Here is a 22,393-nt window from a genome sequence, read left to right on the forward strand (position 1 = left end):
AATTTTACACCAATGAAAAACTTAATTTATAGCATGCTTTTACTGAGCTTTTCCTGTGTAAACCAGGGGACTCAAAAAACTCAAGCTGAAACAAACCAAATAGAGGATAAAAATGTAAGCCTTGAAAAGCATGCCGCTAAGGTGATGGATATCCTAATTCGTAAAGACTTCGTTGCTCTGGCTGAACAAATTGAAATGGGGCAGGATTTATTGTTTTCCCCTTATGGGTATATCGACACTACCTCAGCAATTAGATTTTCCAAAGAAAAACTAAAACAAGCAGCAACTCAGCAACAGAAAATCAATTGGGGCGAGTACGATGGAACGGGTGATCCGATTGAATTAAATCTAGCTGAATATTTCGACAAATTTGTAACGGACAAAGATTATTTAAAATGTGGTGCCAACCCAATCAATGAGACTACCGCAGTAGGTAATACGGTTAATAATCTTGAAGAAGTTTTTCCTGGTTACGATTTTATAGAATACTACTGTAAAGGCTCAGACAAATACAGCTTTATGGATTGGGGAGCCCTCCGTTTGGTCTACAAGGTTTCGGATGACAAAATATATTTGGTTGCAATCGTCCATGACCAGTGGACAATTTGATCATGTGTAGATAAGCCTAGTGAAAATTGATGGTGTAATCACTTTCACTTTCCACTGGAACCCACAGTTTATCCAATTCATTCCGTTTCACATACAAGCTTTGCTTTTTGACAAAGGGAGTAATGTCCTCGACGTATTGAATGGCCTCGTTTGCAAAAAAATGCAAAGCCTCGCCCGCCAAACCCAGTTGAATGGCCTTGCGTTCTAATTTATTGCCCTGGGGGTCATGATCAGGATCCCATTGTACCCTTACTCTTTTAACAGATAGTTGCCTTTGCCAAATTTCACGCATACCATAGATTTCTTCATCAAAAGTGGTAAGTATGGCCTGATTTAAAATTTGTTCAAAAGCTTTCTTTTTCACCCAAATTGCCAGAACACGCTCCTGATTTATCTTCTCTGCCCAGCCAGAGCGAAACATCATCCACAAAAAATTGGGTTTGATCCAGGACATACGCTTGAAACTAAAACCTAGCCCTCCCAAAGTTTGCTTTTCAACTGCATACTCGGCAATTGAAGGTTTGTAAGCCTGATACACCACCATTTCATCGTCCGTTTGGAAACCAATGATCCTTTTACCCGTTTTGGGAATTCGATCGAGGTACGAGTAATAAGGTTCAATGCGTATTCTTTTCCCAAATGGCACCCTTGAAGCTCGAATCATTTGCCCTTTTCGATCTAATTCATCTTCCCATAGTCGGATACGCTTTTGCGCATATTCGGCAAGGACTTCATCTTTTGATTGGGCAATGGCTTTTAAACATTCCAGTGCTTCTTCTGTACCAATATCGGCTAAAGCCCACGTACATTTCCGTGAAATAGGTTTGTATTCTAACTCTGGAATCTTGCCATCTAATACCGTTTTGCAGAGTAGTTGAACTACCGCTGGGTTCCGCTTAATTTGAAAGCCGTTAGCCAACTCATCGTGGAGGGTATGCCAAGTCTCATCAAATAATTTCATTTCCATCTGGATAACCTCATCTTCAGTGCATCCAGAAAAGTCTAGTTGATAAAATTCGTAAGCTTTCTGAGGGTCTTTAGAACTTAGAATTGCGTCAAATTGCTCAAATATGTCTTGATTTTTCATAATGCCGTCTTAACGTGAAATACTAAACATGGGTTCCCTCCTCTTCAAAATAAAGCAAATAATTTCATTAAATGACTGCCAAAAGCTAAAACCCAATGTAGATTTTTTCCAATTTTGCACACCATTTCGGATTATTATGACGCAAAAAATTACTTCCCGATTTTTTAGGAGGCTTTTGAATAGGAAGCTCACTTGAAATGAAACGTTCGACTTCCTATTCAAAACCCAAAATCGGGAAGTTAATTTTTCTGCGTTAATTAACTAATTTGTTTACATGAACCGTACCACCTGGCTTTTACTCTCCTTCTTTATCCTCGGCGTTATTGCCGTGGGTTATATCTATTTCAACCGCGAAGACGCCCTTATGCGTGGCCTCAAAGCCGAGCGCAATTTTGCCGTCAAAGACGTTAGCCGTCTGCAAAAAATCTTCATCGCTCAACGCGATGGGGAGACGACACTATTGGAAAAAAAAGGCGCAGAGTGGCTCTACAACGGCAAGTTCAAAGCCCGTCCCAATGCCATGGAAAATTTACTCGATGCCATTCAACGGGTTGAAATCGACCACATCCCCGCCAAAGCAGCCATCAAAAACATCGTCAAAAACCTGGCAGGGGAAGGTATCAAGGTGGAATTGTACGAATCGGGCGACCAACCCATCAAAACCTACTACATCGGCAGTGGCACACAGGACGAACGCGGCGTGTACATGATAATGGATGGTTTTGATCAGCCCTTCGTTTGCCACATCCCCGGCTGGGAAGGCAATTTGCGCTACCGCTACAATTTACGGGGTGATGATTGGCGCGACAAAACAGTGTTCGCCGAAGATCCCGAAAACATCCAAAGCGTGAGTATTGAATACCCAAAACAAAAAAATCGCTCCTTTAAACTAGAGCGCAAGGGCGGCAGCAGTTTTGACATCCGGCCTTTTTACGAAATCACGCCCAATCTTCGTTTGCCTTATCGCGAGGGCAGCGCGGAGGCTTTTTTGATTGGTTTTGAAAGCCTGGTGGCGGAAGCTTTTGAAAACGAAACCCCAGCCAAAGATTCCGTGCGGCAAATTATCCCCTTCAGCGTGATTACCTTGACCAACAAACAGGGCAAAACCACTCAAGCCAAATTGTTCCCCATTTTCCCGGACGCCATCCTGTCGCTTGACCCCAAAACAGGGCAATGGATCAGCGCCGATGGAGCTACTGTGGAGCGCTATTTTGTAGATCATAGTTCAGGGGATTTTATGCTGATTCAGGATCGGGTGTTTCGGAAAGTGTTGCGGGGTTTGGAGTTTTTTTATGGGCGGTGATAGAACTTACTCCTTTTAGCGCAATTCCGAATATCGAGCGCGAGGTAGGATTTCGCACCTGCGACCGTCGAGCTTGACGCCTTTGGCGTCAGTAAAAGATCGACGAGCGCCCACGTGTGGCGAGTAAAATTTTGATGAATGCTCCGATAAATTTTTCAAGAGCTGGTCGAGGCTTTTAATGCATTTCCAGGTTTTATAAGCAAAATGCACATTGGGAAGGTGAAAATTTACACTTTTACTGAACTGGCGGAGGATACGGTGGTCGTTTTGGATTTGAAAAAATAGAGATCAGCCCAAATTTTAATTTCAGGAAAGCAGCCCTAATCACGAGTTGTGCACTGAATTTTGATACTCCGCGATCAATTTTTCAACATACTCCAAATCCATTACTACGATAGTGGCTATTTCGCTTGCAGGCATCTTGGCTAATTGATGGAGATTGAGAATCGTGGTATTGATGCGTTGGCGCTCTTCTTCAATCGCCTTTTGGCGTTCTTCTTCCGCCTTTTGGCGCTCTTCTTCCACCTTTTGGCGTTCTTCTTCCGCCTTTTGGCGTTCTTCTTTCAATGCCTGAATTGGATTGTACCCGAAGATGTGTTCGTACAAGCCTAATGCAAAGTCCTTGGTTCCTTCACTGATGATCATCTTTTCTTCGTTTGGAAATGCCAATGAAAATTGAGTTTGCTGAAATTCATTCTCCAAGTCCTTAGGTAAATCTACAAAATCTCTTACAAAGATAAGCAATTTGATAACTTTGTCAATGTAAAGGCGTTGCTTGGATCGAACCAAATTGAAGAGCTGAACCTTCAATTGAAGCCGAAGTTTGGAATCATTGCGACTACGAAAGGCATATTGAGCGGCTAACATAGCAATGGCAAAAGGGTTATCAGATGCATTAATCAAATCTTGCTCATCCAGTTCTATCGCAACAACAGATTTAAATTTATACTCTAGGGTCGTTTCAAAGGTCAAATTATTATAGCTTCGTTCTTCTTGAGGGGGTGGAGCACCTGTAAAAACAGCGATTGCGGTTATGTTTTCAATATTGTAGCGCAATCCAATTAAAGCTCGATAGTTGTACATTCGGTAGGAGAATCCTGGTTCCGGTTTGTGCTGAAATTCTCCATGTACAAAAACATGATGTTCGCCACCAACTTTTAAGTGTACTTTGACCAGTTTATCCGTTTGTTTTCTTTTGCCACGTATTTTGAACTTTCCCCTCATGGCATTGATGAGTTCTTGTTCCAAAAACTCATATCCTTGGCTCCAGTCGATGGCTTCAAAAAGTGCTGGATTTACGAAAGCAATGAAATCTGGGAAAAAATCATTGATGAAATCCTTTAATAAAGCGTCATAATCAATGGGTTTGGCCATAAAGACAGGTGTTTTGTTTTGCCAAAACCCAAAATTAGTTTTATTCAATAAAAAAACAAAACAAATAATTCATTTATTATAGGGTTGGATCATTCTAAATTTTCTTATTTTGGCATAGCTGAATCAAGGAAATTTAGAATGTTAGAAAAAAAATGGTTTTTTGGCCTCATCGTCGCGCTCATATGTTGTGCCTGTTCCACCGAGCTCCCGCCGGAACTGGAAGCAGAGCTCGCTGCCCTCCCCCCTGATCTGGACTACAACCTCCACGTCAAACCCATCCTTTCCGACAAGTTTTTCGCCTGCCACGGGCCCGACAAAGCCAAACAAAAAGCGGGCCTGCGTCTCGACCTACCCGAAGGTGCTTACGCTCAACTGGAAGAAAGCCCCGGCAAAGTCGCCATCAGCAAAGGCAGCCTGCGCCGCAGCGAGCTGTTTCACCGCATCATTTCCGATGACCCTGAATACCTCATGCCCACGCCCGAGTCCCACCTCAGTTTGAGCAATCGGGAAAAAGCCATCCTCATCCAATGGATCAAAAATGGGGCGGAATACCAGCCCCACTGGGCTTTTGTAGCACCAAAACAACCTAAAATTCCCAACGTAAAAAGTAAGGACTGGGTCAAAAACCCCATCGACAACTTCGTGTTGCAAAAACTGGAATCCGAAAAACTCCAGCCCAACACAGAAGCCCCCAAAGCCATCCTCTTGCGCCGTTTGTCCCTCGACCTGACCGGGCTCCCTCCTACCCTGGCCGAAATCGACGCTTTTGAACAAGACAAATCGCCCAATTCCTACGAAAAACAGGTAGATCGCTTACTCCAATCGCCCCATTACGGTGAAAAAATGGCGGTGGACTGGCTGGATTTGGCGCGTTTTGCCGATTCTCATGGCTACACTGTGGATCGCCTGCGCGACATGTCGCCTTACCGCGATTGGGTCATCCAGGCCTTCAACCGCAACCAACCTTACAACCAATTCATCCAATGGCAATTGGCCGGCGACTTGCTGCCTAAACCCAGTCGCGACATGTTGATCGCCACTGCCTTTAATCGCAACCACCCCCAAAACCTGGAAGGTGGCATAATCGAAGAAGAGTTTCAAACCGAATACGTCATCGACCGCACCAACACCTTTGGCGACGCTTTTTTAGGACTTTCGCTGGGCTGCGCCAAATGCCACGACCACAAATACGATCCCCTTTCGCAGGAGAATTATTAAGAAATTTTTTCCTTTTTCAACAACGTCAAAGAGGCCGGTCAGATCTCCTGGGATGGCGCCTTGCCTACACCAACTTTGCTTTTGCCCACCAAAAAGCAGGAAAAAATGCTGGCCACCATCCAAAAATCCATTGTCGAGCAAGAACAGCAGGTGGAAAAACTCAGCACTCAAACGATAGCGGCATTTCAGGAATGGCTAAACAAAGGTCAGCAGCAAAAACTGGCCGCTGAAAAAATCCCCCAATCCGGCCTGCAAGCCCACTATAGCTTCGATGCCAGGGACTTAAAAAACCAGGTCAACGCCAAACAAGTCGGCATCATGAAGCGGGAAACAGGCATGACCGGAGACAAACCCAACTTCATCAACGCCAACGCGGGCAAAGCCCTCGCACTCGACGGCGATGTGTACCTCGACCTTGGCGAAGTGGGCATTTTCCGCAAATCCGAACCCTTCAGCATCGGCATCAAGGCTTTGATTCCAAAGTCTTTGAACGAAGGCGTATTGTTCCACAAAAGCAGCGCCGAACGTTTGTACAATTTCCGGGGCTTTCACGTTTACCTCAAAAACGATCGCCTCGAAATCAATATGGCGCATACCGCCCCCTCCAATGCGATTACACGGGTGAGTCGAGCGCCTGTGCCGCGCGATCGCTGGTTGCACCTGACCCTCACTTATGATGGCTCGGCACGCGCTTCGGGATTCAACTTGTACCTGGATGGACAAGCGCTCGCGATGGAAACGACCATGGATCAACTGTACAAAGACATCCTCCTGGTTGGCAATCCCCAACCTGGCCTACAAATCGGTGCCTGGTGGCGCGGCCTCGGCTTCAAAGGTGGGCAGGTGGACGACATCAGCGTGTACAAGCGTGAGTTGACGCCCTTTGAGGTGGGCGTGCTGGCGCAAAAACAGACTTGGGCCAAGGTCTCGAACAAACCCGTTGCACAATTGAGCGAAGCTAAAAAAGGGCATTTATTGGCTTATTACCAGCAGGTCGTTTCGCCCCCTCTACAAGAAGCCCGCAAAACCCTCCAGTCGCGCCGCACCGAACTCTCCGACTCCAGCGAGCAGATCGAAGAATTGATGGTGATGCAGGAAATGAAACACCCCAAAAAGACCTTCCTCTTGAATCGGGGCAACTACGACATGCCCGGCAAGCAGGTTTTTCCCAATACTCCTGCCTCCATTTTGGCCTGGCCTAAAAATCTACCCAAAAACCGCCTGGGTTTGGCCCAATGGCTGTGCCTACCTGAACATCCGCTAACAGCTCGGGTCGCGGTCAATCGATTCTGGCAAAACTACTTTGGCACGGGGCTGGTCAAAACCACGGAAGACTTTGGCAACCAGGGCGAAATGCCCAGCCATCCGCAACTGCTGGATTGGCTGGCGCTGCGTTTTATTGAATCGGGTTGGGATGTCAAGGCCCTGCAAAAACTCATCGTTTTATCGGCCACTTATCGGCAGGATTCGAGGGTGGACAAAAGCTTGCGGGAGAAAGACCCCGAAAATCGCCTGCTGGCGCGAGGCCCGGCTTTTCGGCTTTCAGCAGAACAAATTCGCGACAATGCCCTGTTGGCCAGTGGTTTGTTGAATCCAAAAATTGGGGGCAAAAGTATCAAACCCTACCAACCTGCGGGCCTGTGGGAAATCAACAGTGCAAGCTACACCGCGGATACCAGCGATGCGGTGTACCGTCGGAGTTTGTACATCCTCATCAAACGTTCCGTGCCCAATCCGACCCTGGCGACTTTTGACGCAGGTTCGCGGAGCTATTGCGTGGTTAGGCGGCAAAAGACCAATACCCCCTTGCAGGCGCTGGTGACCTTGAACGATCCAACTTTTATTGAAGCTTCGAAGGTATTGGGGGAACAAATGTGCAAGATTTCGGATGCGCCGAAGGCCATTGCTACGGTATACCGGAAGTTGACGGGTTTGCAGCCTTCGAAGGCGGAATTGGCTTTGTTGTTAAAAATGCAACGTGCCCAGCAGGAAAATTTCAAACTTCATCCTGAAAAAGCGAAGGGCTGGCTTGATGCGGGTTTGTACAAACTGAATTCCAAACTGGATAAAGCGATGCTGGCGGCGAATGCGGTGGTGGCGAATACGATTATGAATTCGGATGCGACCCTGAGTAAACGATAAAATGGTTTAGGAAGGTTTAGGAGGTTGAGAAGGTTTAGGCTACCGCAAGCGTTTTTGACTTAGCTCTTGTCTAAGTCACTGCGGTAGCCTCAACCTCCTCAACCTTCCTCAACCTTCCTCAACTTCAAAACAACTAAAATGTCCACCCATAACCACGACCCATTTCGGCTCCATACCCCCGAATTTGATTCCTTGAACAAACAATGGGATCGGCGCAATTTTTTGCTCAAAACGGCGCTGGGTTTGGGGGCGATAGCCACCGGGACTTTATTGGGCACCCGCTCGATTTCAGGAGGAGCTTCGAGCAATCCAGGCGCAGATTTTCAAAAAGCGATGTTGGACGCATTACCACATTTTGCCCCCAAAGCCAAAAGGATCGTGTACCTGTTCATGAGTGGTGGCCCTTCGCAGTTTGAAACCTTTGATTACAAACCCAAGCTCCAAAACATGCTGGGCCAAAACTTGCCCGACTCGGTGCGCAAAGGCCAGCGCCTGACCGGAATGAGCGCCAATCAAGCCAGTTTACCCATCGCTCCTGCTTTTTGCCAATTCAATCAGCACGGGCAAAACCAAACCTGGGTCAGCGACTTGTTGCCCCATACCGCCAAAATAGTCGACGACTTGTGCATCGTCAAATCGGTTTTTTCCGAAGCCATCAACCACGATCCAGCTTTGACCTTTTTCCAAACTGGCAATCAGCTCCCGGGGCGGCCTTCGATTGGTTCCTGGATCAGTTATGGCCTGGGTTCTGACAATCAAAACTTGCCAACCTTTATCGTCCTGGTGTCTAAAGATGCTCCGCGCGATCAGCCGCTGTATGCCCGTTTGTGGGGCAATGGTTTTTTGCCCTCCGAACACCAGGGTGTGCAGTTTCGATCGGGAAAAGACCCCGTTTTGTTCCTCAACAACCCCGAAGGTTACGACGGTACCGATCGCCAGGAGATGCTCGACTACCTCAAACAACTCAATCAACTGCAAAATGAGGCCTATGGCGACCCTGAAGTCAATGCCCGCATTGCCCAATACGAAATGGCTTATCGCATGCAAACCTCGGTACCCGAAGTCATGGACATTTCCGAAGAAACGGACGAAACCTTTGAATTGTACGGGCCAACGAGCCGGGATCCGGGAACTTACGCCGCCAATTGTATTTTGGCTCGGAAACTTTTGGAAAAAGATGTTAAGTTCGTACAATTGTACCACCAAGGCTGGGACCACCATGGCGGTTTGCCTGGCGGCATGAAGCAGCAATGCCAAACCATCGATCAGCCTACGGCGGCCTTCATCACCGACCTCAAACGGAGGGGTTTGTTGGAGGACACGCTGGTGATTTGGGGTGGGGAATTTGGGCGTACGGTGTACTCTCAAGGTATTCTTACAGCTGACAATTACGGTCGGGATCACCATCCGCGTTGTTTCACGATGTGGATGGCAGGTGCTGGGGTCAAAGCGGGATTTAGTTTTGGTGAAACCGATGATTTCAGTTACAACATTGTCAAAGACCCGGTGCATGTGCATGATTTTCATGCGACTTTAATGTACTTGCTGGGCATTGACCACGAGCAGTTGACCTACAAGTTTCAGGGGCGGCGCTTCCGTTTGACGGATGTGCAGGGGAAAGTGGTGAAGGGAATTTTGGCTTAAATTTTGGTTGAGAAAGGTTGAGAAGGTTGAGGGAGGTTGAGGCTACCGCAGTGACTTAGACGGCTTTGTCACAATCGTTGCGGTAGCCTCAACCTTCTCAACCTCCTCAACTTTCCTCAACCTCACACCAACATACATCAGTTATGCATCCACGCAGAAAATTTATTCGCAATGCCGCTTTGGCCTCCGCTGCCGCAGTGGCCAGTCCCAGCTTTGGCTTTTCAATTTTGCATCCAGAGCTTCAACCTGAGGACACCATCATCGGGCATGGCGAGTTCACCTACAAAGTCAACAAAGGTTGGGCTAAAATCAGCGCCAATTCCAACCCACTGATCAACTGCCACGAGATGGTTCAGGACAGCAAAGGCCGTTTAATCATGATTGGCGACCATACCAACAACAACATTCTGATCTTTGACCAATCGGGCAACTTGCTCGATTCCTGGGGGCATTCCTACCCCGGTGGCCACGGGTTGACCATCAGCAAAGAAGGGGGCGAAGACTTTTTGTGGATCGTCGACTGTGGGTATTACCAGGACAAGTACGGCGCTGGGAAAGCCCAGTCTGGACAAGTCATCAAAACCGACTTGACCGGGCGCATCCTCTTCAGCATCGGTCACCCCCGCACCATCGGTATTTACAAAGATGAGGAGCGTTTTCAACCCACCGAAACCGCAGTAGCCCCCAATGGCGACCTCTACGTAGCCGATGGGTATGGCTCCGATTACATCATCCAATACAACAGCAAGGGGCAATACATCCGCCATTTTGGTGGCCGCAACAACGCCAACAAGGAACACAACCTGGTCAATGCCCACGGCGTTGTAGTCGATACCCGTGATCCGAAAAATCCAGTGTTGGTTTGTACCTCACGGGAAGAAAACTGCTTCAAAGTGTTCAGCCTCGATGGCAAATACATCAAGCGGATCGACCTTCCTGGTTTATACGTATGCCGTCCAGTGCTGGATGGTCAAAACCTGTATGCTGGGGTGTGTTGGTCTAAGGACGCGACAGGCAATCGGCAGAATGGTTCCGGTTTTGTAACCATTCTGGATGCCAACAACAAGGTGGTTTCCAACCCTGGCGGCACCGCGCCTACTTACAAAAATGGCGTTTTGCAGCCTTCACTGGCGCTGAGCGAGCGGGTATTCCACCACGGCCACGATGTTTGTGTGGACAATGACAAAAACGTCTACGTCTGTCAGTGGAATGCCAATCATAGTACTCCCGTTAAACTAACCAGAGTCTAAATGGGCTATTTCCACCCACTATTGGTTCATTTGCCCATCGGCTTTTTGCTGCTGGCCATTTTGATGGATCTGTTGGCTTACCGCAGCGCGTTTGTTCAGTACCGCGCTGCGGTGCCCAGTACTTTATTTTTTGGTTTTGTGGCGGCGCTTTTGTCCTGTGGTACGGGATATTTGCTGGCAAGTTCGGGCGATTATGAGCCCGCGAGTTTGCAAGTACATCAACAAGGAGGCTGGATGGTAGCAGGTGCGAGTGGCGTACTTTGGTTGCTCAGCGGCGTATTTTTTCGGAAACAAAGCCAGGCAGGCTCGCGCTGGTTGAGTGCCTTGTTGTTGGCTCTGGGCGGAGTGATTGCCTATACCGGGCACCAAGGTGGTAGTTTGACCCATGGCAGTGATTACCTCTCCTGGCGGGCGGCGAATGCACCAGCAATACCGATCCGCAGGGTTACTGTAGTGGATAGCACCGCCTTAGAATTGCCCAAAGTCAATCCCGATCTGCCCTTGGAAGTGGATGTTAAAGCGGTTGAACAATTGCGCAAATTGGGTTTTAATGTGCGGTATATGTTGAAACGGCCCGTCATGCTGGACATTACCTTGCCTGCCCAAGCGGGAAAACCTGCCTCAGAACTCATGCCAGCCTTACAAGCGGTAGCGCCGAGTATTGTTTGGTTGAATTTGTCGGATAATGGGTTTTCGGAAAAAGATTTGGAGTGGTTAAAAACCTGCCAGAACCTGGAGAAATTGAAATTGGCAAAGAATCCAATTGGGGACGGAGTCGTGGAAATTTTGGCGGGGTTAAAACATCTGGAAGCGGTGAATTTGAATGAGACGGAGCTTAGTGAGGCGGGGGTAAAACGATTAGAAAACGTAGGTGTAGATCGTGTTTATGCTTGGCAAGCAAAGTAATTAATCAGCATTTCTTAATCTAGGTTATTGGCATCACCCCCCAACTGCCCCGATCTTTGTACTGTCAATTTGATTGTTCATTCAAACAAAAAATAAAATGGCCAATACCGTTTTCCATAAAGCCGAAACCAGAGGCCACGCCAATCACGGCTGGCTCAATTCTTATCATACCTTCAGTTTTGCCAATTATTACAACCCTGAGCGGGTGCATTTTGGCGCGCTACGGGTGCTCAACGACGACACTGTTGCAGCGGGTATGGGCTTTGGAACCCACCCCCACGACAACATGGAAATCATCAGCATCCCGTTGGAAGGAGACCTGGAACACAAGGACAACATCGGCAATACCACCGTGATCCGCAATGGCGACATCCAGGTGATGAGTGCAGGTACGGGCGTACAACACAGCGAGTACAACAAAAACCGCGACCATTTGGTCAAGTTCCTGCAAATCTGGGTGTACCCCAATCAACGCAACGTGCAGCCCCGTTACGACCAAATCACCTTGAATGCCGCTGACCGTAAAAACCAACTCCAACAAATCATCTCGCCCAATGCAGATGACGCCGGAGTCTGGATTCATCAGGATGCCTGGTTTCACCTGGCCGATTTTGATGCCGGAAAAACGGCGGAATACCAGGTACACAAGGCTGGCAATGGAGTCTACGCCTTTGTGCTAAAGGGAGATGTCAGCATCAACGGTCAAGCGCTCAATACCCGCGATGGCTTGGGTATTTGGGATACCGATAAATTCTCGATTGAGGCGAGCAGTGACACTGAGTTTTTATTGATGGAAGTGCCGATGGAATTGTAGGTACGAATCATCCCGAATTTTCAAGGTAAAACCAAAACGAAGAAAATTAGCACAAAGGAAAAAAAGAGGACACCAAGGACACAAAGTTAGACGTTGACAGCGCTCCGACTCGTGTCTTTAGTGGCCTCTTTTTCTTTTTTTCTAAAAATAATATTGCATTCGTAGTTTTTCTTACAAAATGGGAAGGTTCCCGATAGGAAAACCATATTTAATTCCGATTCAGGCCTCCGAAGTGAAATTATTTTTATCCATCTTGCTTCAAATTACTTCATCCCGCAGAAGTAAGCTGCTCTCTTATGGGCAAAATCGATCAACTCAATCGCAAGCCATGAAAAACCTTTGTCGCTCCTTTTTTTACCTATTTTTTTTATTGCCATGCACAACTTTTGCCCAAAAAGACGCCCTCATTGAAGCCGAGAGCTTCATCGACAAAGGCTACTGGGTGACCGACCCCCAATTCGTGCAACAGATGGGCTCATCCTACCTGATGGCACATGGCATGGGCATTCCGGTTAAAAATGCGTCAACCAAAGTAGCCATGCCCGCCAAAGGAAAATACCACCTGTGGGCCAGAACCAAAAACTGGGCACCAGGCAATTGGGACGCTCCAGGGCAATTTCAAATCGCCGTCAATGGCCAAAAGGTAAACCATGTCTTTGGGAAAATCCCCAACTGGACCTGGGAATATGCCGGAGAAGTGCAACTCCGCAGCAAGGAGCTCAACCTCGAATTGATTGACCTCACCGGCTTCAATGCCCGTTGTGATGCAATTTATTTGAGTAAAATCAAGGAAGCACCGCCTCAAGGTGGGACTGAACTGGTGGAATGGCGCAAAAAAAAGCTGCGCGAACCCCTCGCTCCTGAAACAACCAAAACCTACGACCTGGTCATTTGTGGTGGTGGGATTTCAGGTTGTGCAGCAGCCATTGCAGCGGCGGAGAAAGGGTTAAAAGTAGCTTTGATCCACGACCGCCCGGTTTTGGGTGGCAATGCCAGTAGCGAGATCCGGGTCCACACCCTGGGCATCTACGGCAAATTTGAACGCATCCTGCGCATGATCGATACCGAGCATTATCCTAACGGTTCCCCGGAAGCGCAAAAAGACCAGGAAAAAAGGGACCGCAACGTCCAAAAGTATACCAACATCGACATCCACTACAATTGGCGGGCCTACAATGCGGTAGCGGACAGTGGCGTCATCCAATACGTTGACGCTCAACATACTTCCAATGGGAAACGTATCCGCTTCAAAGCCCCACTCTTCACCGACGCCACTGGAGATGGTTGGATCGGCTACTGGGCCGGTGCGGAGTACTCGTACGGACGGGAGAGTGTGCACAAATACGGAGAGGCATGGAACAAGTGGGGCGAGCTCTGGAGCCCCGAAGAAGCCGACAATTTTGTGATGGGCTCTTCCATCCTCTGGCGCACAGAAGTGGCCGAACAAGCTCAAACATTCCAGGCAGTGCCCTGGGCTGTAACCGTTGCAAAAGAACACAAAGCTACGGCTGGCGAATGGTACTGGGAATTTTCTCGCAATGACTTGCACCAGATTGATGATGGAGAAGAAATCCGTGACCATCTGCTTCGCGCCATTTACGGTTCCTTTTCCAATGCCAAACAACAGCCTGGCAATGAAAAATACCGCCTCCAATGGGTCTCGTATTTGTTGGGCAAGCGCGAATCGCGCCGCCTGATCGGCGATCACGTTTTTACCTTTAATGACGTGGTCAACCATACCCAGTTTCCCGATTCGGTAGTGGTAGAAACCCGAGACATTGACGTGCATTTCCAACGCAACTTGCAAGACGAAGAAAACCCGGATTTTTTGTCTGAAGCGCTGTTTTACAAAACTAAAAACTACTACATTCCTTACCGCAGTTTGTATTCCCGAAATGTCAGCAACCTGTTTATGGCGGGTCGTTGTTTTAGTTGCTCTCACATCGGTTTGGGTGGCCCCAGGGTCATGCGCACGACCGGGCAAATGGGTGCAGCCGTAGGATTTGCCGCAGCCATTTGCCACAAGTACAAAGTGCAACCACGGGCCGTGTATGAAAAACATTTGCAAGAGTATATGGGCACAATCACAGCACAACAAGTTATAAAACCTTAAACCATGTTGCGAGGAATCGGAGTTGGAGCTTTGCTGTCCCGTCTTGTACTCTTGACAAGCTTAGGGCTAGTATTGCTCTACTCCAGCTCCATTGAATTGGCCAAAAATGCACCGCTACACATGGCCATGCCCCAGGAGTATGCCCGCGTGGTACATGAAAAAATGGTCTTTACACTGCCAGGAACCGATAGCCTCCTGCAACACCAGGTCTGGTTGTTGTCCGATGCGCAGCAGCGGCCCTTATTGTATTGCTCCGACGTGATCACTCCGGTGTGCATCGACGGCCTTTGCAAACCGATGTACATCACCCTGTATTGGAATTTAGTGGGGCATTACGTGGGGTATGGGGTATTTCAGGACAATTTGTTGACCAAATTTGACCATGAAGCCTTTACCCCGACGGATTATGCCAAACTCCACACCCTTTTGCTGGATCAACACTCGATCCTGGAGCGCAAAACCATGGCCGACTTATTCGATCAAAGTATCGCCGCCAAAGAAAAAATCACTTTTAACGGGGAAGAGGTCGATGCGGTATCCGGTGCCACCCGGGCAGAGATCAAAGAGTCCGTCGTTGAAGGGGCTTTGTATTCCTGTTTTACCGCCTGGCATTTGGCCCATGGCAACATCAAAGAACAAATTGAACAAAACTTACTCACGTATTATGATGCGACATTGGCCGAGACCTTTTTGGGTTCCCCTGCTGAAGATTACCAGTTGTTTGCCCTCAAACAATTGGATCAAAATACCTTAGTGCGGCTGCTTCCCCAAGTCCAGGAAATTTTTAACCGCACCTCTCCTGGTATTCGTTTGTACATCCTCAAGAAATTACCCAAGGAGCTATGGAAGGATGAAAAAATAAGCCAGTCTTTTTTTCAAACCTTTGCAGGTGTTGACATCAACACCCGAACTTTGTTGCTCAATAATTTAAAATATGCCCATCCCAGCGTGGTAAATAGTTTGGTGAATGACCTGGAACAAATGTCCAAAAACCAATTGAGCACTTTTTTGAATTACCTGGCTGAAAATCGACAGCTTTTAAATGGACAGGTTAAGGCTAAATTGGTACAAATAGCTCAAAACAAATCTTTTACTGAAAATTATATAATCGAAACCTTTCTAAAAAGCAACTAAGAATCAGGGTTGCTTAGCCCGAAAAAAGGAGAAGTACAGCCAAAAAATTGACTCTTATCGTATTGAAGTGCCGCTTCTTTTCGCTACTTTACTGGCCAAGGGGCGATAAAAAAATAAGTGCTCATTTTGCCAAAGGATTAGACAATTAAACGATTCATTTCAAGTGTTTTGTCTAATCCTTTGGCTCAAGAAAAATGAGCACTTATTTTTGCCCCACTACCAATTGTATCCGCCTAAACAAATAAAGCCAAATGAAAACATCGCGCTACTTTGTCTTCCTCTTCTTCTTTTGCCACACCCTTTTAGCTCAAAGTAATTACATCTTCACCAAAGGCCTTGCAGCAGGGCCCTGCCATCAATACGGCCGAGAAGCCCTCTACACCGACCTTTTGGTGCATCAACTCATTCAAGGCAAACTCAACACCCCCAACGAGGGCAGCACCCTAGCCACAGATAAAACGGGCAAAGCCATCCTCTGGAAATCCGTCCAGGCCGATACCGCCAATCGACTGCGCGACGCCAGTTTGACCAATGGCTATTTGTATCTGACTTACCCCTCAAGTGAAGAAAAAACAGCATTGCTACAGATTTCTGGGCACAGTGGTTTGTTTTTTAATGGCGTGCCTTTTTCCGGCGACATGTACCGCTACGGTTGGTTGTTTCACCCCATCAAGCTCAAAAAAGGGCTGAATGAATTGTACGTACGGGTCGGGCAAGGAGGCCGTTTTCAAGGCATCACTGCGAAATTGATTTTCCCCGAAAAACCAGTGGCCATCAGTACCCCCGACGCAACCTTGCCCCATATCCTGATTGAAAAAACGACAGATCCGCTCTGGGGTGGTATTGTTTTGATCAATTTGAGTGATAAATCCTTGAAAAACCTCAAATTGCAAGCCAATATCGGCGGCAATAAGGTGCTGAGCGATGTACCTTTGATCAGTGCGATGACCTCCCGCAAAGTGCCTTTCCAGATGAATCCTGCCGCTGTGACCCAAAAAGGCAACGTAACCTGTACCCTTACTCTGCTACAAGATGGAAAGCCAATCGATGAAAAAAACATCACCTTAGCTGCCCTTTCCGCCAGCGAACACCACAGCAATACCTTCATCAGCGACATTGATGGCAGTGTACAATACTATGCCGTGGCGCCTCAGGTAGGTGGCAACAAGCCGGGTTCGGCCCTGTTTTTATCCGTGCACGGAGCCGAGGTAGAAGCCATCGGGCAAGCTCGCGCCTACAAACCCAAAGATTGGGGTACTCTGGTCGCCCCCACCAATCGGCGGCCACGTGGCTTCAACTGGGAAGACTGGGGTCGTTTGGACGCCCTGGAAGTATTGGCAATCGCGCAAAAACAATTCCAACCCGACCCCCAAAAAATCTACCTGACCGGGCATTCGATGGGGGGCCACGGCTCCTGGTACCTGGGAGCTACTTATCCGGGAAAGTGGGCCGGAGTAGCCCCTTGTGCTGGCTATCCCACCTTGATGGGCTATGGCTCAGCCGATGGTAAAATTCCCGAAAGCAGCCAAAATCCAGCTGAACGGATGCTCCTGCGGGCGAGTAATCCCAGCAACGTGCTGGCCCTGGCACCCAATTACAAAGCCAGTGGCATTTACATCCTACACGGCGACGCCGACCGCACCGTTTCGGTGGAATACGCCCGCGAAATGCGCAAGGTGCTGGGCACTTTTCACAATGATTTTTCCTACTACGAATACCCCAATGGTGCCCACTGGTACGGCGACCACAGCGTAGATTGGCCTGCATTGTTTGATTTTTTCAAATGGCACAGCATCCCCAAAGCACAGGACGTGGATAGTCTAAATTTCACCACCGCCAACCCAGCCATCTCGGCTACTTATCACTGGATTGGCATTGAGCAGCAAACTGCCCCACTGGTGTACAGCAATATTTCGGTCAAACGCAATTCCGCTGCCAAAAGCATTGCCATCAAAACAGATAATGTGCGCATCCTCAAACTCCTACCCGCTGCATTTCCCAAAGATCAACCCTTCAAATTGAGCATTGATGGTCAAGAGGTATGTAGCAATTGTAAAACGAGTGATACGCCCTTGTTTTTTACCAAAAATACAAATTGGGAAGCGACTTCCACTCCTGGACCTCAACAACGGAATGCCCAACGCAATGGCAGCTTCAAGGAAGCGTTCAACCACCACATGCTGTTTGTCTACGGCACAGGAGGCAATCAGGAGGAAAATGAATGGGCTTACCAAAAAGCGGTTTTTGATGCTGAAAGCTGGTATTATCGGGGCAATGGCGCAGTGGATTTAATTGCGGACAAGGACTTCAATCCAGCCGCCTACCCCGATCGGGGCGTCATTCTTTTTGGCAATGCCACTACCAATAAAGCCTGGTCTAAATTGTTGACCAACTGCCCACTACAAGTCACCCGAGGCAGCATCAAATTGGGAGATGAAACCTATTCGGGCTCTGACTTGGGGGTGTATTTTACTTACCCTCGAGCAGATAGTGAGACTGCTTCCGTTTCGGTGGTGGCAGGTACGGGGGCAATGGGCATGAAAGCGGCCTGGGCAAATCAGTATTTTGCCGCAGGCAGCGGTTTTCCTGATTACCTCATTTTTAACGCTGAAATGCCCGGAGTAGGAGCCAAAGCCATCAAAGCGACTGGTTTTTTTGATCAAGACTGGCAGTATGTAAAAACGGATGTAGCCAAATGAAAAATCAACACATGAAACTCATTCAGATTCTCCTCTGCTTACTCCTTTTTCCATGCTATAATTTTGCCCAAATTAAACTGCAATGGCGGGAGCAATACCCCGGAATTTGGAAAGCCACGGTTGGACAACCTGAAAAAATCAGTCTGCTCAGCGCTGCTGGGGCCAGTGCCAATGTAGCAGCTCTGGCCAAATTGCCCAAAAGCAGTTTCCCGCTGAACCAAGCCGAAATCGGCGTCAAACTCATCGACCATAAAGTCTACCTGCGTTTTCCTCTAGATCAGGCTGAACAACTCTTTGGGCTGGGGCTCAATTTCCAAACCGTTAACCAACGTGGACGTATCCTGGACCTGCACGTCGACCATTACGGCGGCAAAGACAATGGCCGCACTCACGCACCAGTCCCCTTTTATGTTTCTTCCAAAGGTTACGGCGTTTTGATCGATGCTGCGCGCTACCTGACCGTATACGCGGGTACGGGTGTGCGCCGGGAGAGCCAACATCCACCGGTGTTGTACGACCGCAACACCAATAAGGAATGGGACGCCCAGCCTTATTCTGACGCAGTCGAAATCCTGGTGCCTGCCGAGGGCGTAACTCTTTATGTTTTTGCCGGCCCTACCCCTATGCAAGCTGTTCAGCGCTACAATTTGATGAATGGCGGCGGCTACTTGCCTCCCAAATGGGGTTTGGGATTCACTCAACGTGTACCTACTTTATATACTCAGGATGACATTTTGAAAGAAGCAACCAGTTTTGAGGAACACAATTTTCCGCTCGATTTCATCGGTGTTGAGCCCGGCTGGCACAGCATGTCCTACCCTTGTACATTTGAATGGGATCCAAGCCGTTTTCCCGACCCCAAAGGTTTTTTGGATGCCTTGGCAAAAAAGGGGCTCAGTGCCAATCTTTGGCTTAACCCTTATGTTTCGCCCAAAGCCAGTTTGTATCCTAAAATCAAACCCTTGTCGGGCTCGCATACGGTTTGGAATGGCATTGTGCCCGACTTTACCCTACCCCAAACCCGGCAACTGTTTAAGGACCATTTTATGAAAAACCACTTGGCGATTGGCGTGGGCGGCTACAAGGTGGACGAAGTAGATGGTTACGATTTTTGGGTATGGCCCGATGTAGCAACCTTCCCTTCCGGTTTTAGTGCCGAACAAATGCGGCAGGTCTATGGCAATTTGGTACAAAGTATGACTGCCTCCTGGTACAAGGAAATCAACAAACGCACTTATGGCCTGGTGCGCGCTTCCAACGCGGGTTCCAGCAATTTTCCCTACGTGATTTACAACGATTATTACAGCCATAAGGATTTCATCACGGCGCTGGTCAATAGCAGCTTCATTGGCGTATTGTGGACGCCCGAAGTACGCGCATCCAAAACCGCCGAGGAATGGGTGCGCCGCATGCAGTCCGTCTGTTTTTCCCCCATGGCCATGCTCAATGCCTGGGCGGATGGCACCAAGCCTTGGTCTTTCCCTGAGGTAGAAAAAGCGGTGAATGAGGTCGCCAGTTTGCGCATGCAGCTCCTACCCTATCTGTATTCCACCTTTGCGCAGTACCATTTTGAAGGCAAACCACCTTTTCGGGCCATGAACCTCGTGGAGGGATTCGGGTTCACTGCTACCAATACCGCAGGCCAATTGGATGCCACGGCCAATCCCTATGCCATGAGCATCAAAAAAGACATCAAAGACCAGTACATGATGGGCGACTGTTTGCTGGTTGCGCCCATGTTTGCCGGGGAAAGTAGTCGGGAGGTCTATTTGCCTGCTGGGAAATGGTACGATTTTTACACTGGTGCATTTGTTGGTGAAAACCAAAAAATCAGCATCAGCCCCGCTTTGGACAAAATTCCGCTGTTTGTAAAAGATGGAGGAATTATTCCGATGATTCCGACTCGTCGTCAGGCACCCAAAGCTGGTGAAATTTTGCAGCTAGAGGTTCGCCATTATGGTGAGTCTACGGGCAGTTTTCAGTTGTACGACGATGATGGGGTGAGTTTTGATTATGAAAAAGGGGTGTATTCTTTTACGCGGCTTGCGGTTTCAAAAAGTAGTGATGGCAATTTGCAGGGGGAGTTGCCGACATTTCCCGTGAGTAAACCTTTTGGATACAATAAAATGGTCAAATGGGTGTATATGACAAAAGGCCGAGAATAACAAAGTGGCGCATTTTGCCTGAAAATCAATTGTTTGCAACAAGTTTATCCAAGTTTTGTTGTACCTTAATTTAGTGATGTCAACATTGAAACCAGCGATTGCCATGAGAAAATTGCCCTATTGTATCGTCTTGCTACTCTGCCTGGGTATGTTTCATCTACCGCTGAACTGTTTTGGTCAATCGGCAGGTGAAATTTGTGACAATGGCCGCGACGACGATCGCGACGGGCTCGTCGACCTCAATGATCCCGATTGCGCCTGTGCGCTCATTCAACCCAAGTCTCTGATTCCCAATCCCTCTTTTGAAGAATTCAGCTGTTGCCCCCAAACCCGTAGTCAACTCAATTGTGCTGAAACCTGGATCCAGGCTTCCGAAGCCACCACCGATTATTTACACACTTGTGGCTGGATGGGGTGGGAAAATTTGCCCGTTCCGCTCCCCTTCCCAGATGGCAACGCCGTAGTGGGTTTTCGCAATGGCCGGTTCAATCAACAAATGGACGATCCAAACTGGAAAGAATACGCAGGGGCTTGTTTGCTGGGTCCATTAAAAGCCCAAACGGCTTATAAATTTAAATTTTGGGTTGGCTTTACTGTTGCAAGTCAATCACCAGCTACCAATATTGTTTTTTACGGTGCTACCGATTGTGCGGTACTTCCTTTTGGCAAAGGCAACACGGCCTATGGTTGTCCGCTCAATGGCCCTGGTTGGGTTGAACTGGGACGGGTATCCATTCAGGGGGTCAATCAGTGGATCCAATATGAAATCAACGTCACTCCTCAGCAAAATATTCATGCCATGGCCATTGGGCCAGACTGCGCGGTTTCTGCTCAAGCCACCGATCCCTATTATTTTTTCGACAACTTAGTCCTTGACGAACGACGGAATTTCGATTACCGCATCAGCGCCAAAGGTTTTCCTTGTACCAATGATCAGTTTTTTCTGGAAGTCCCTGTGGTAGAAGGCTCCAGTTACCAATGGTACAAAGAAGGGGTAGCGCTGGTTGGCGAAACCAAAGCCAGCCTTCAGGTCAAAACTGGCGAGGGGCGATATCAGGTGCGCATTAGTGACGATGAAGGCTGCCGGGTTACAGTGCCTTACGTGCATTTGTTTCCCCGTTCCACCAATTTTATCGCTGAAAAAATCTGTCCGGGGACCAGTTACAATTTTAACCAAAGGTTGCTCCGCAATGCGGGGGAATACATCGACACCGTCAAGACCATTTACAATTGTGACAGCATTGTACGCCTGAGTTTGAGCATTGAAGACGATTTGATGGATACCGTTCAGGCCCGCATTTTGGAGGGAGAACAATTTAAGGTAGGCAGTCGGTTATACGGCTCCCCAGGGCAATTTCTCTCCACCCTCAAATCGACGATTGGTTGTGACAGTACGGTGCTGCTTCACCTTGATTTTTACAAAATATTCTTCCCCACGGGCTTTAGTCCCAACGACGACGGTAAAAACGACCGCTTTGGCTTTTATGGCGGTGAAGAACTACAAAGGATTGCCTCCTTTCATGTTTTTGACCGTTGGGGTGGTTTGGTCTGGTCCGCCCGTGATGTGCCACCGGGGGATGAGGCTGCGTTTTGGGACGGTTCTGCCCGCACCAAACCCGCTCCCGAAGGCTTGTATACCTATGTGGCTACGCTCATTCTGGCGGATGGGCGGGAACATGTGCGGTATGGGGGCGTTACGCTGGTGCGGTAACTCCTCACTTACTTCTTTATCTAAAGACTTATTAGTTGCATAAATACAACGAATGGATTGGATTCGGCTTCGCCAAATCTTTCAACACGACGACCTTTAGGTTTGTAAAAAAGAAAAAGTTTATACATTAAGATAATAATCATGTATAGTTTTTCTTTTTTGGTTCTTTTTTCTTTTGTTAATTCCACAAAAAAATGTGGAAAACTTAAAGGTTAGTCTTGAAA

13 protein-coding genes and 1 pseudogene are annotated in these 22,393 nt (G+C 48.1%); 12 read left to right on the forward strand and 2 right to left on the reverse strand.

Going from position 1 to position 22,393, the window contains the following annotated elements:
- Nucleotides 1–12 precede the first annotated feature (12 nt).
- Nucleotides 13–609: a hypothetical protein gene (locus tag ACEW9O_RS11980; RefSeq protein WP_373550399.1), complete on the forward strand. Its 597-nt coding sequence runs from the start codon at nucleotides 13–15 to the stop codon at nucleotides 607–609.
- Between the two features lie 16 nt (nucleotides 610–625).
- On the opposite strand, the gene ACEW9O_RS11985 is transcribed toward ACEW9O_RS11980, so the two are convergent.
- Nucleotides 626–1,696, reverse strand: a complete 1,071-nt coding sequence (locus tag ACEW9O_RS11985; RefSeq protein WP_373550400.1) for a DUF4291 domain-containing protein — start codon at nucleotides 1,694–1,696, stop codon at nucleotides 626–628.
- A 274-nt stretch (nucleotides 1,697–1,970) separates the two neighbouring features.
- Here ACEW9O_RS11985 and ACEW9O_RS11990 point away from each other — a divergent pair, with 274 nt between their 5' ends.
- Nucleotides 1,971–2,999, forward strand: a complete 1,029-nt coding sequence (locus ACEW9O_RS11990) for a DUF4340 domain-containing protein (protein ID WP_373550401.1) — start codon at nucleotides 1,971–1,973, stop codon at nucleotides 2,997–2,999.
- A gap of 324 nt (nucleotides 3,000–3,323) precedes the next feature.
- Here the strand turns inward: ACEW9O_RS11990 and ACEW9O_RS11995 are convergent, their stop codons facing one another.
- Nucleotides 3,324–4,373 carry a hypothetical protein gene (locus tag ACEW9O_RS11995; protein WP_373550402.1) on the reverse strand — a complete coding sequence of 350 codons (1,050 nt, stop codon included), beginning with the start codon at nucleotides 4,371–4,373 and terminating at the stop codon, nucleotides 3,324–3,326.
- A gap of 138 nt (nucleotides 4,374–4,511) precedes the next feature.
- Here ACEW9O_RS11995 and ACEW9O_RS12000 point away from each other — a divergent pair.
- From ACEW9O_RS12000 to ACEW9O_RS12045, 10 genes and pseudogenes are all read left to right on the forward strand, one after another.
- Nucleotides 4,512–7,733 (forward strand): annotated as a pseudogene (locus ACEW9O_RS12000) (DUF1553 domain-containing protein).
- 138 nt (nucleotides 7,734–7,871) lie between these two features.
- Entirely contained in the window at nucleotides 7,872–9,377 is a 1,506-nt protein-coding gene (locus ACEW9O_RS12005; RefSeq protein ID WP_373550403.1) for a DUF1501 domain-containing protein, read from the forward strand.
- Between the two features lie 143 nt (nucleotides 9,378–9,520).
- Nucleotides 9,521–10,627: a 6-bladed beta-propeller gene (locus tag ACEW9O_RS12010; RefSeq protein WP_373550404.1), complete on the forward strand. Its 1,107-nt coding sequence runs from the start codon at nucleotides 9,521–9,523 to the stop codon at nucleotides 10,625–10,627.
- Entirely contained in the window at nucleotides 10,628–11,533 is a 906-nt protein-coding gene (locus ACEW9O_RS12015) for a DUF2231 domain-containing protein (protein ID WP_373550405.1), read from the forward strand.
- A 97-nt stretch (nucleotides 11,534–11,630) separates the two neighbouring features.
- Entirely contained in the window at nucleotides 11,631–12,347 is a 717-nt protein-coding gene (locus tag ACEW9O_RS12020; RefSeq protein ID WP_373550406.1) for a pirin family protein, read from the forward strand.
- A gap of 328 nt (nucleotides 12,348–12,675) precedes the next feature.
- The gene (locus ACEW9O_RS12025) at nucleotides 12,676–14,460 is read left to right on the forward strand and encodes an FAD-dependent oxidoreductase (protein ID WP_373550407.1); all 1,785 of its coding nucleotides are present in this window, start codon (nucleotides 12,676–12,678) and stop codon (nucleotides 14,458–14,460) included.
- A gap of 3 nt (nucleotides 14,461–14,463) precedes the next feature.
- On the forward strand, nucleotides 14,464–15,594 hold the full coding sequence (locus tag ACEW9O_RS12030) for a hypothetical protein (protein ID WP_373550408.1): 1,131 nt from the start codon (nucleotides 14,464–14,466) through the stop codon (nucleotides 15,592–15,594).
- Nucleotides 15,595–15,845: 251 nt separating this feature from the next.
- Nucleotides 15,846–18,293: an alpha/beta hydrolase-fold protein gene (locus ACEW9O_RS12035; RefSeq protein ID WP_373550409.1), complete on the forward strand. Its 2,448-nt coding sequence runs from the start codon at nucleotides 15,846–15,848 to the stop codon at nucleotides 18,291–18,293.
- A complete protein-coding gene (locus ACEW9O_RS12040) occupies nucleotides 18,290–20,458 on the forward strand; it encodes a TIM-barrel domain-containing protein (protein WP_373550410.1) in 2,169 nt (722 codons plus the stop codon). Before ACEW9O_RS12035 ends, ACEW9O_RS12040 begins: the two co-directional genes overlap by 4 nt.
- 103 nt (nucleotides 20,459–20,561) lie before the next feature.
- Complete coding sequence (locus ACEW9O_RS12045) at nucleotides 20,562–22,169, forward strand: gliding motility-associated C-terminal domain-containing protein (RefSeq protein ID WP_373550411.1); 1,608 nt, start codon at nucleotides 20,562–20,564, stop codon at nucleotides 22,167–22,169.
- The last annotated feature ends 224 nt before the right edge of the window (nucleotides 22,170–22,393 follow it).

Origin of the sequence: Haliscomenobacter sp. (assembly GCF_041740695.1) — a bacterium.
GTDB lineage: Bacteria > Bacteroidota > Bacteroidia > Chitinophagales > Saprospiraceae > Haliscomenobacter.

Bases quoted from the DNA above. Each gene is read 5' to 3' on its own strand.
- ACEW9O_RS12015 (WP_373550405.1), top strand. From the start codon at position 10,628: ATGGGCTATTTCCACCCACTATTGGTTCATTTGCCCATCGGCTTTTTG.
- ACEW9O_RS12045 (WP_373550411.1), top strand. From the start codon at position 20,562: ATGAGAAAATTGCCCTATTGTATCGTCTTGCTACTCTGCCTGGGTATG.
- ACEW9O_RS12025 (WP_373550407.1), top strand. From the start codon at position 12,676: ATGAAAAACCTTTGTCGCTCCTTTTTTTACCTATTTTTTTTATTGCCA.
- ACEW9O_RS11980 (WP_373550399.1), top strand. From the start codon at position 13: ATGAAAAACTTAATTTATAGCATGCTTTTACTGAGCTTTTCCTGTGTA.
- ACEW9O_RS12005 (WP_373550403.1), top strand. From the start codon at position 7,872: ATGTCCACCCATAACCACGACCCATTTCGGCTCCATACCCCCGAATTT.
- ACEW9O_RS11995 (WP_373550402.1), bottom strand. From the start codon at position 4,373: ATGGCCAAACCCATTGATTATGACGCTTTATTAAAGGATTTCATCAAT.
- ACEW9O_RS12035 (WP_373550409.1), top strand. From the start codon at position 15,846: ATGAAAACATCGCGCTACTTTGTCTTCCTCTTCTTCTTTTGCCACACC.
- ACEW9O_RS12040 (WP_373550410.1), top strand. From the start codon at position 18,290: ATGAAAAATCAACACATGAAACTCATTCAGATTCTCCTCTGCTTACTC.
- ACEW9O_RS12020 (WP_373550406.1), top strand. From the start codon at position 11,631: ATGGCCAATACCGTTTTCCATAAAGCCGAAACCAGAGGCCACGCCAAT.
- ACEW9O_RS12030 (WP_373550408.1), top strand. From the start codon at position 14,464: ATGTTGCGAGGAATCGGAGTTGGAGCTTTGCTGTCCCGTCTTGTACTC.
- ACEW9O_RS12010 (WP_373550404.1), top strand. From the start codon at position 9,521: ATGCATCCACGCAGAAAATTTATTCGCAATGCCGCTTTGGCCTCCGCT.
- ACEW9O_RS11985 (WP_373550400.1), bottom strand. From the start codon at position 1,696: ATGAAAAATCAAGACATATTTGAGCAATTTGACGCAATTCTAAGTTCT.
- ACEW9O_RS11990 (WP_373550401.1), top strand. From the start codon at position 1,971: ATGAACCGTACCACCTGGCTTTTACTCTCCTTCTTTATCCTCGGCGTT.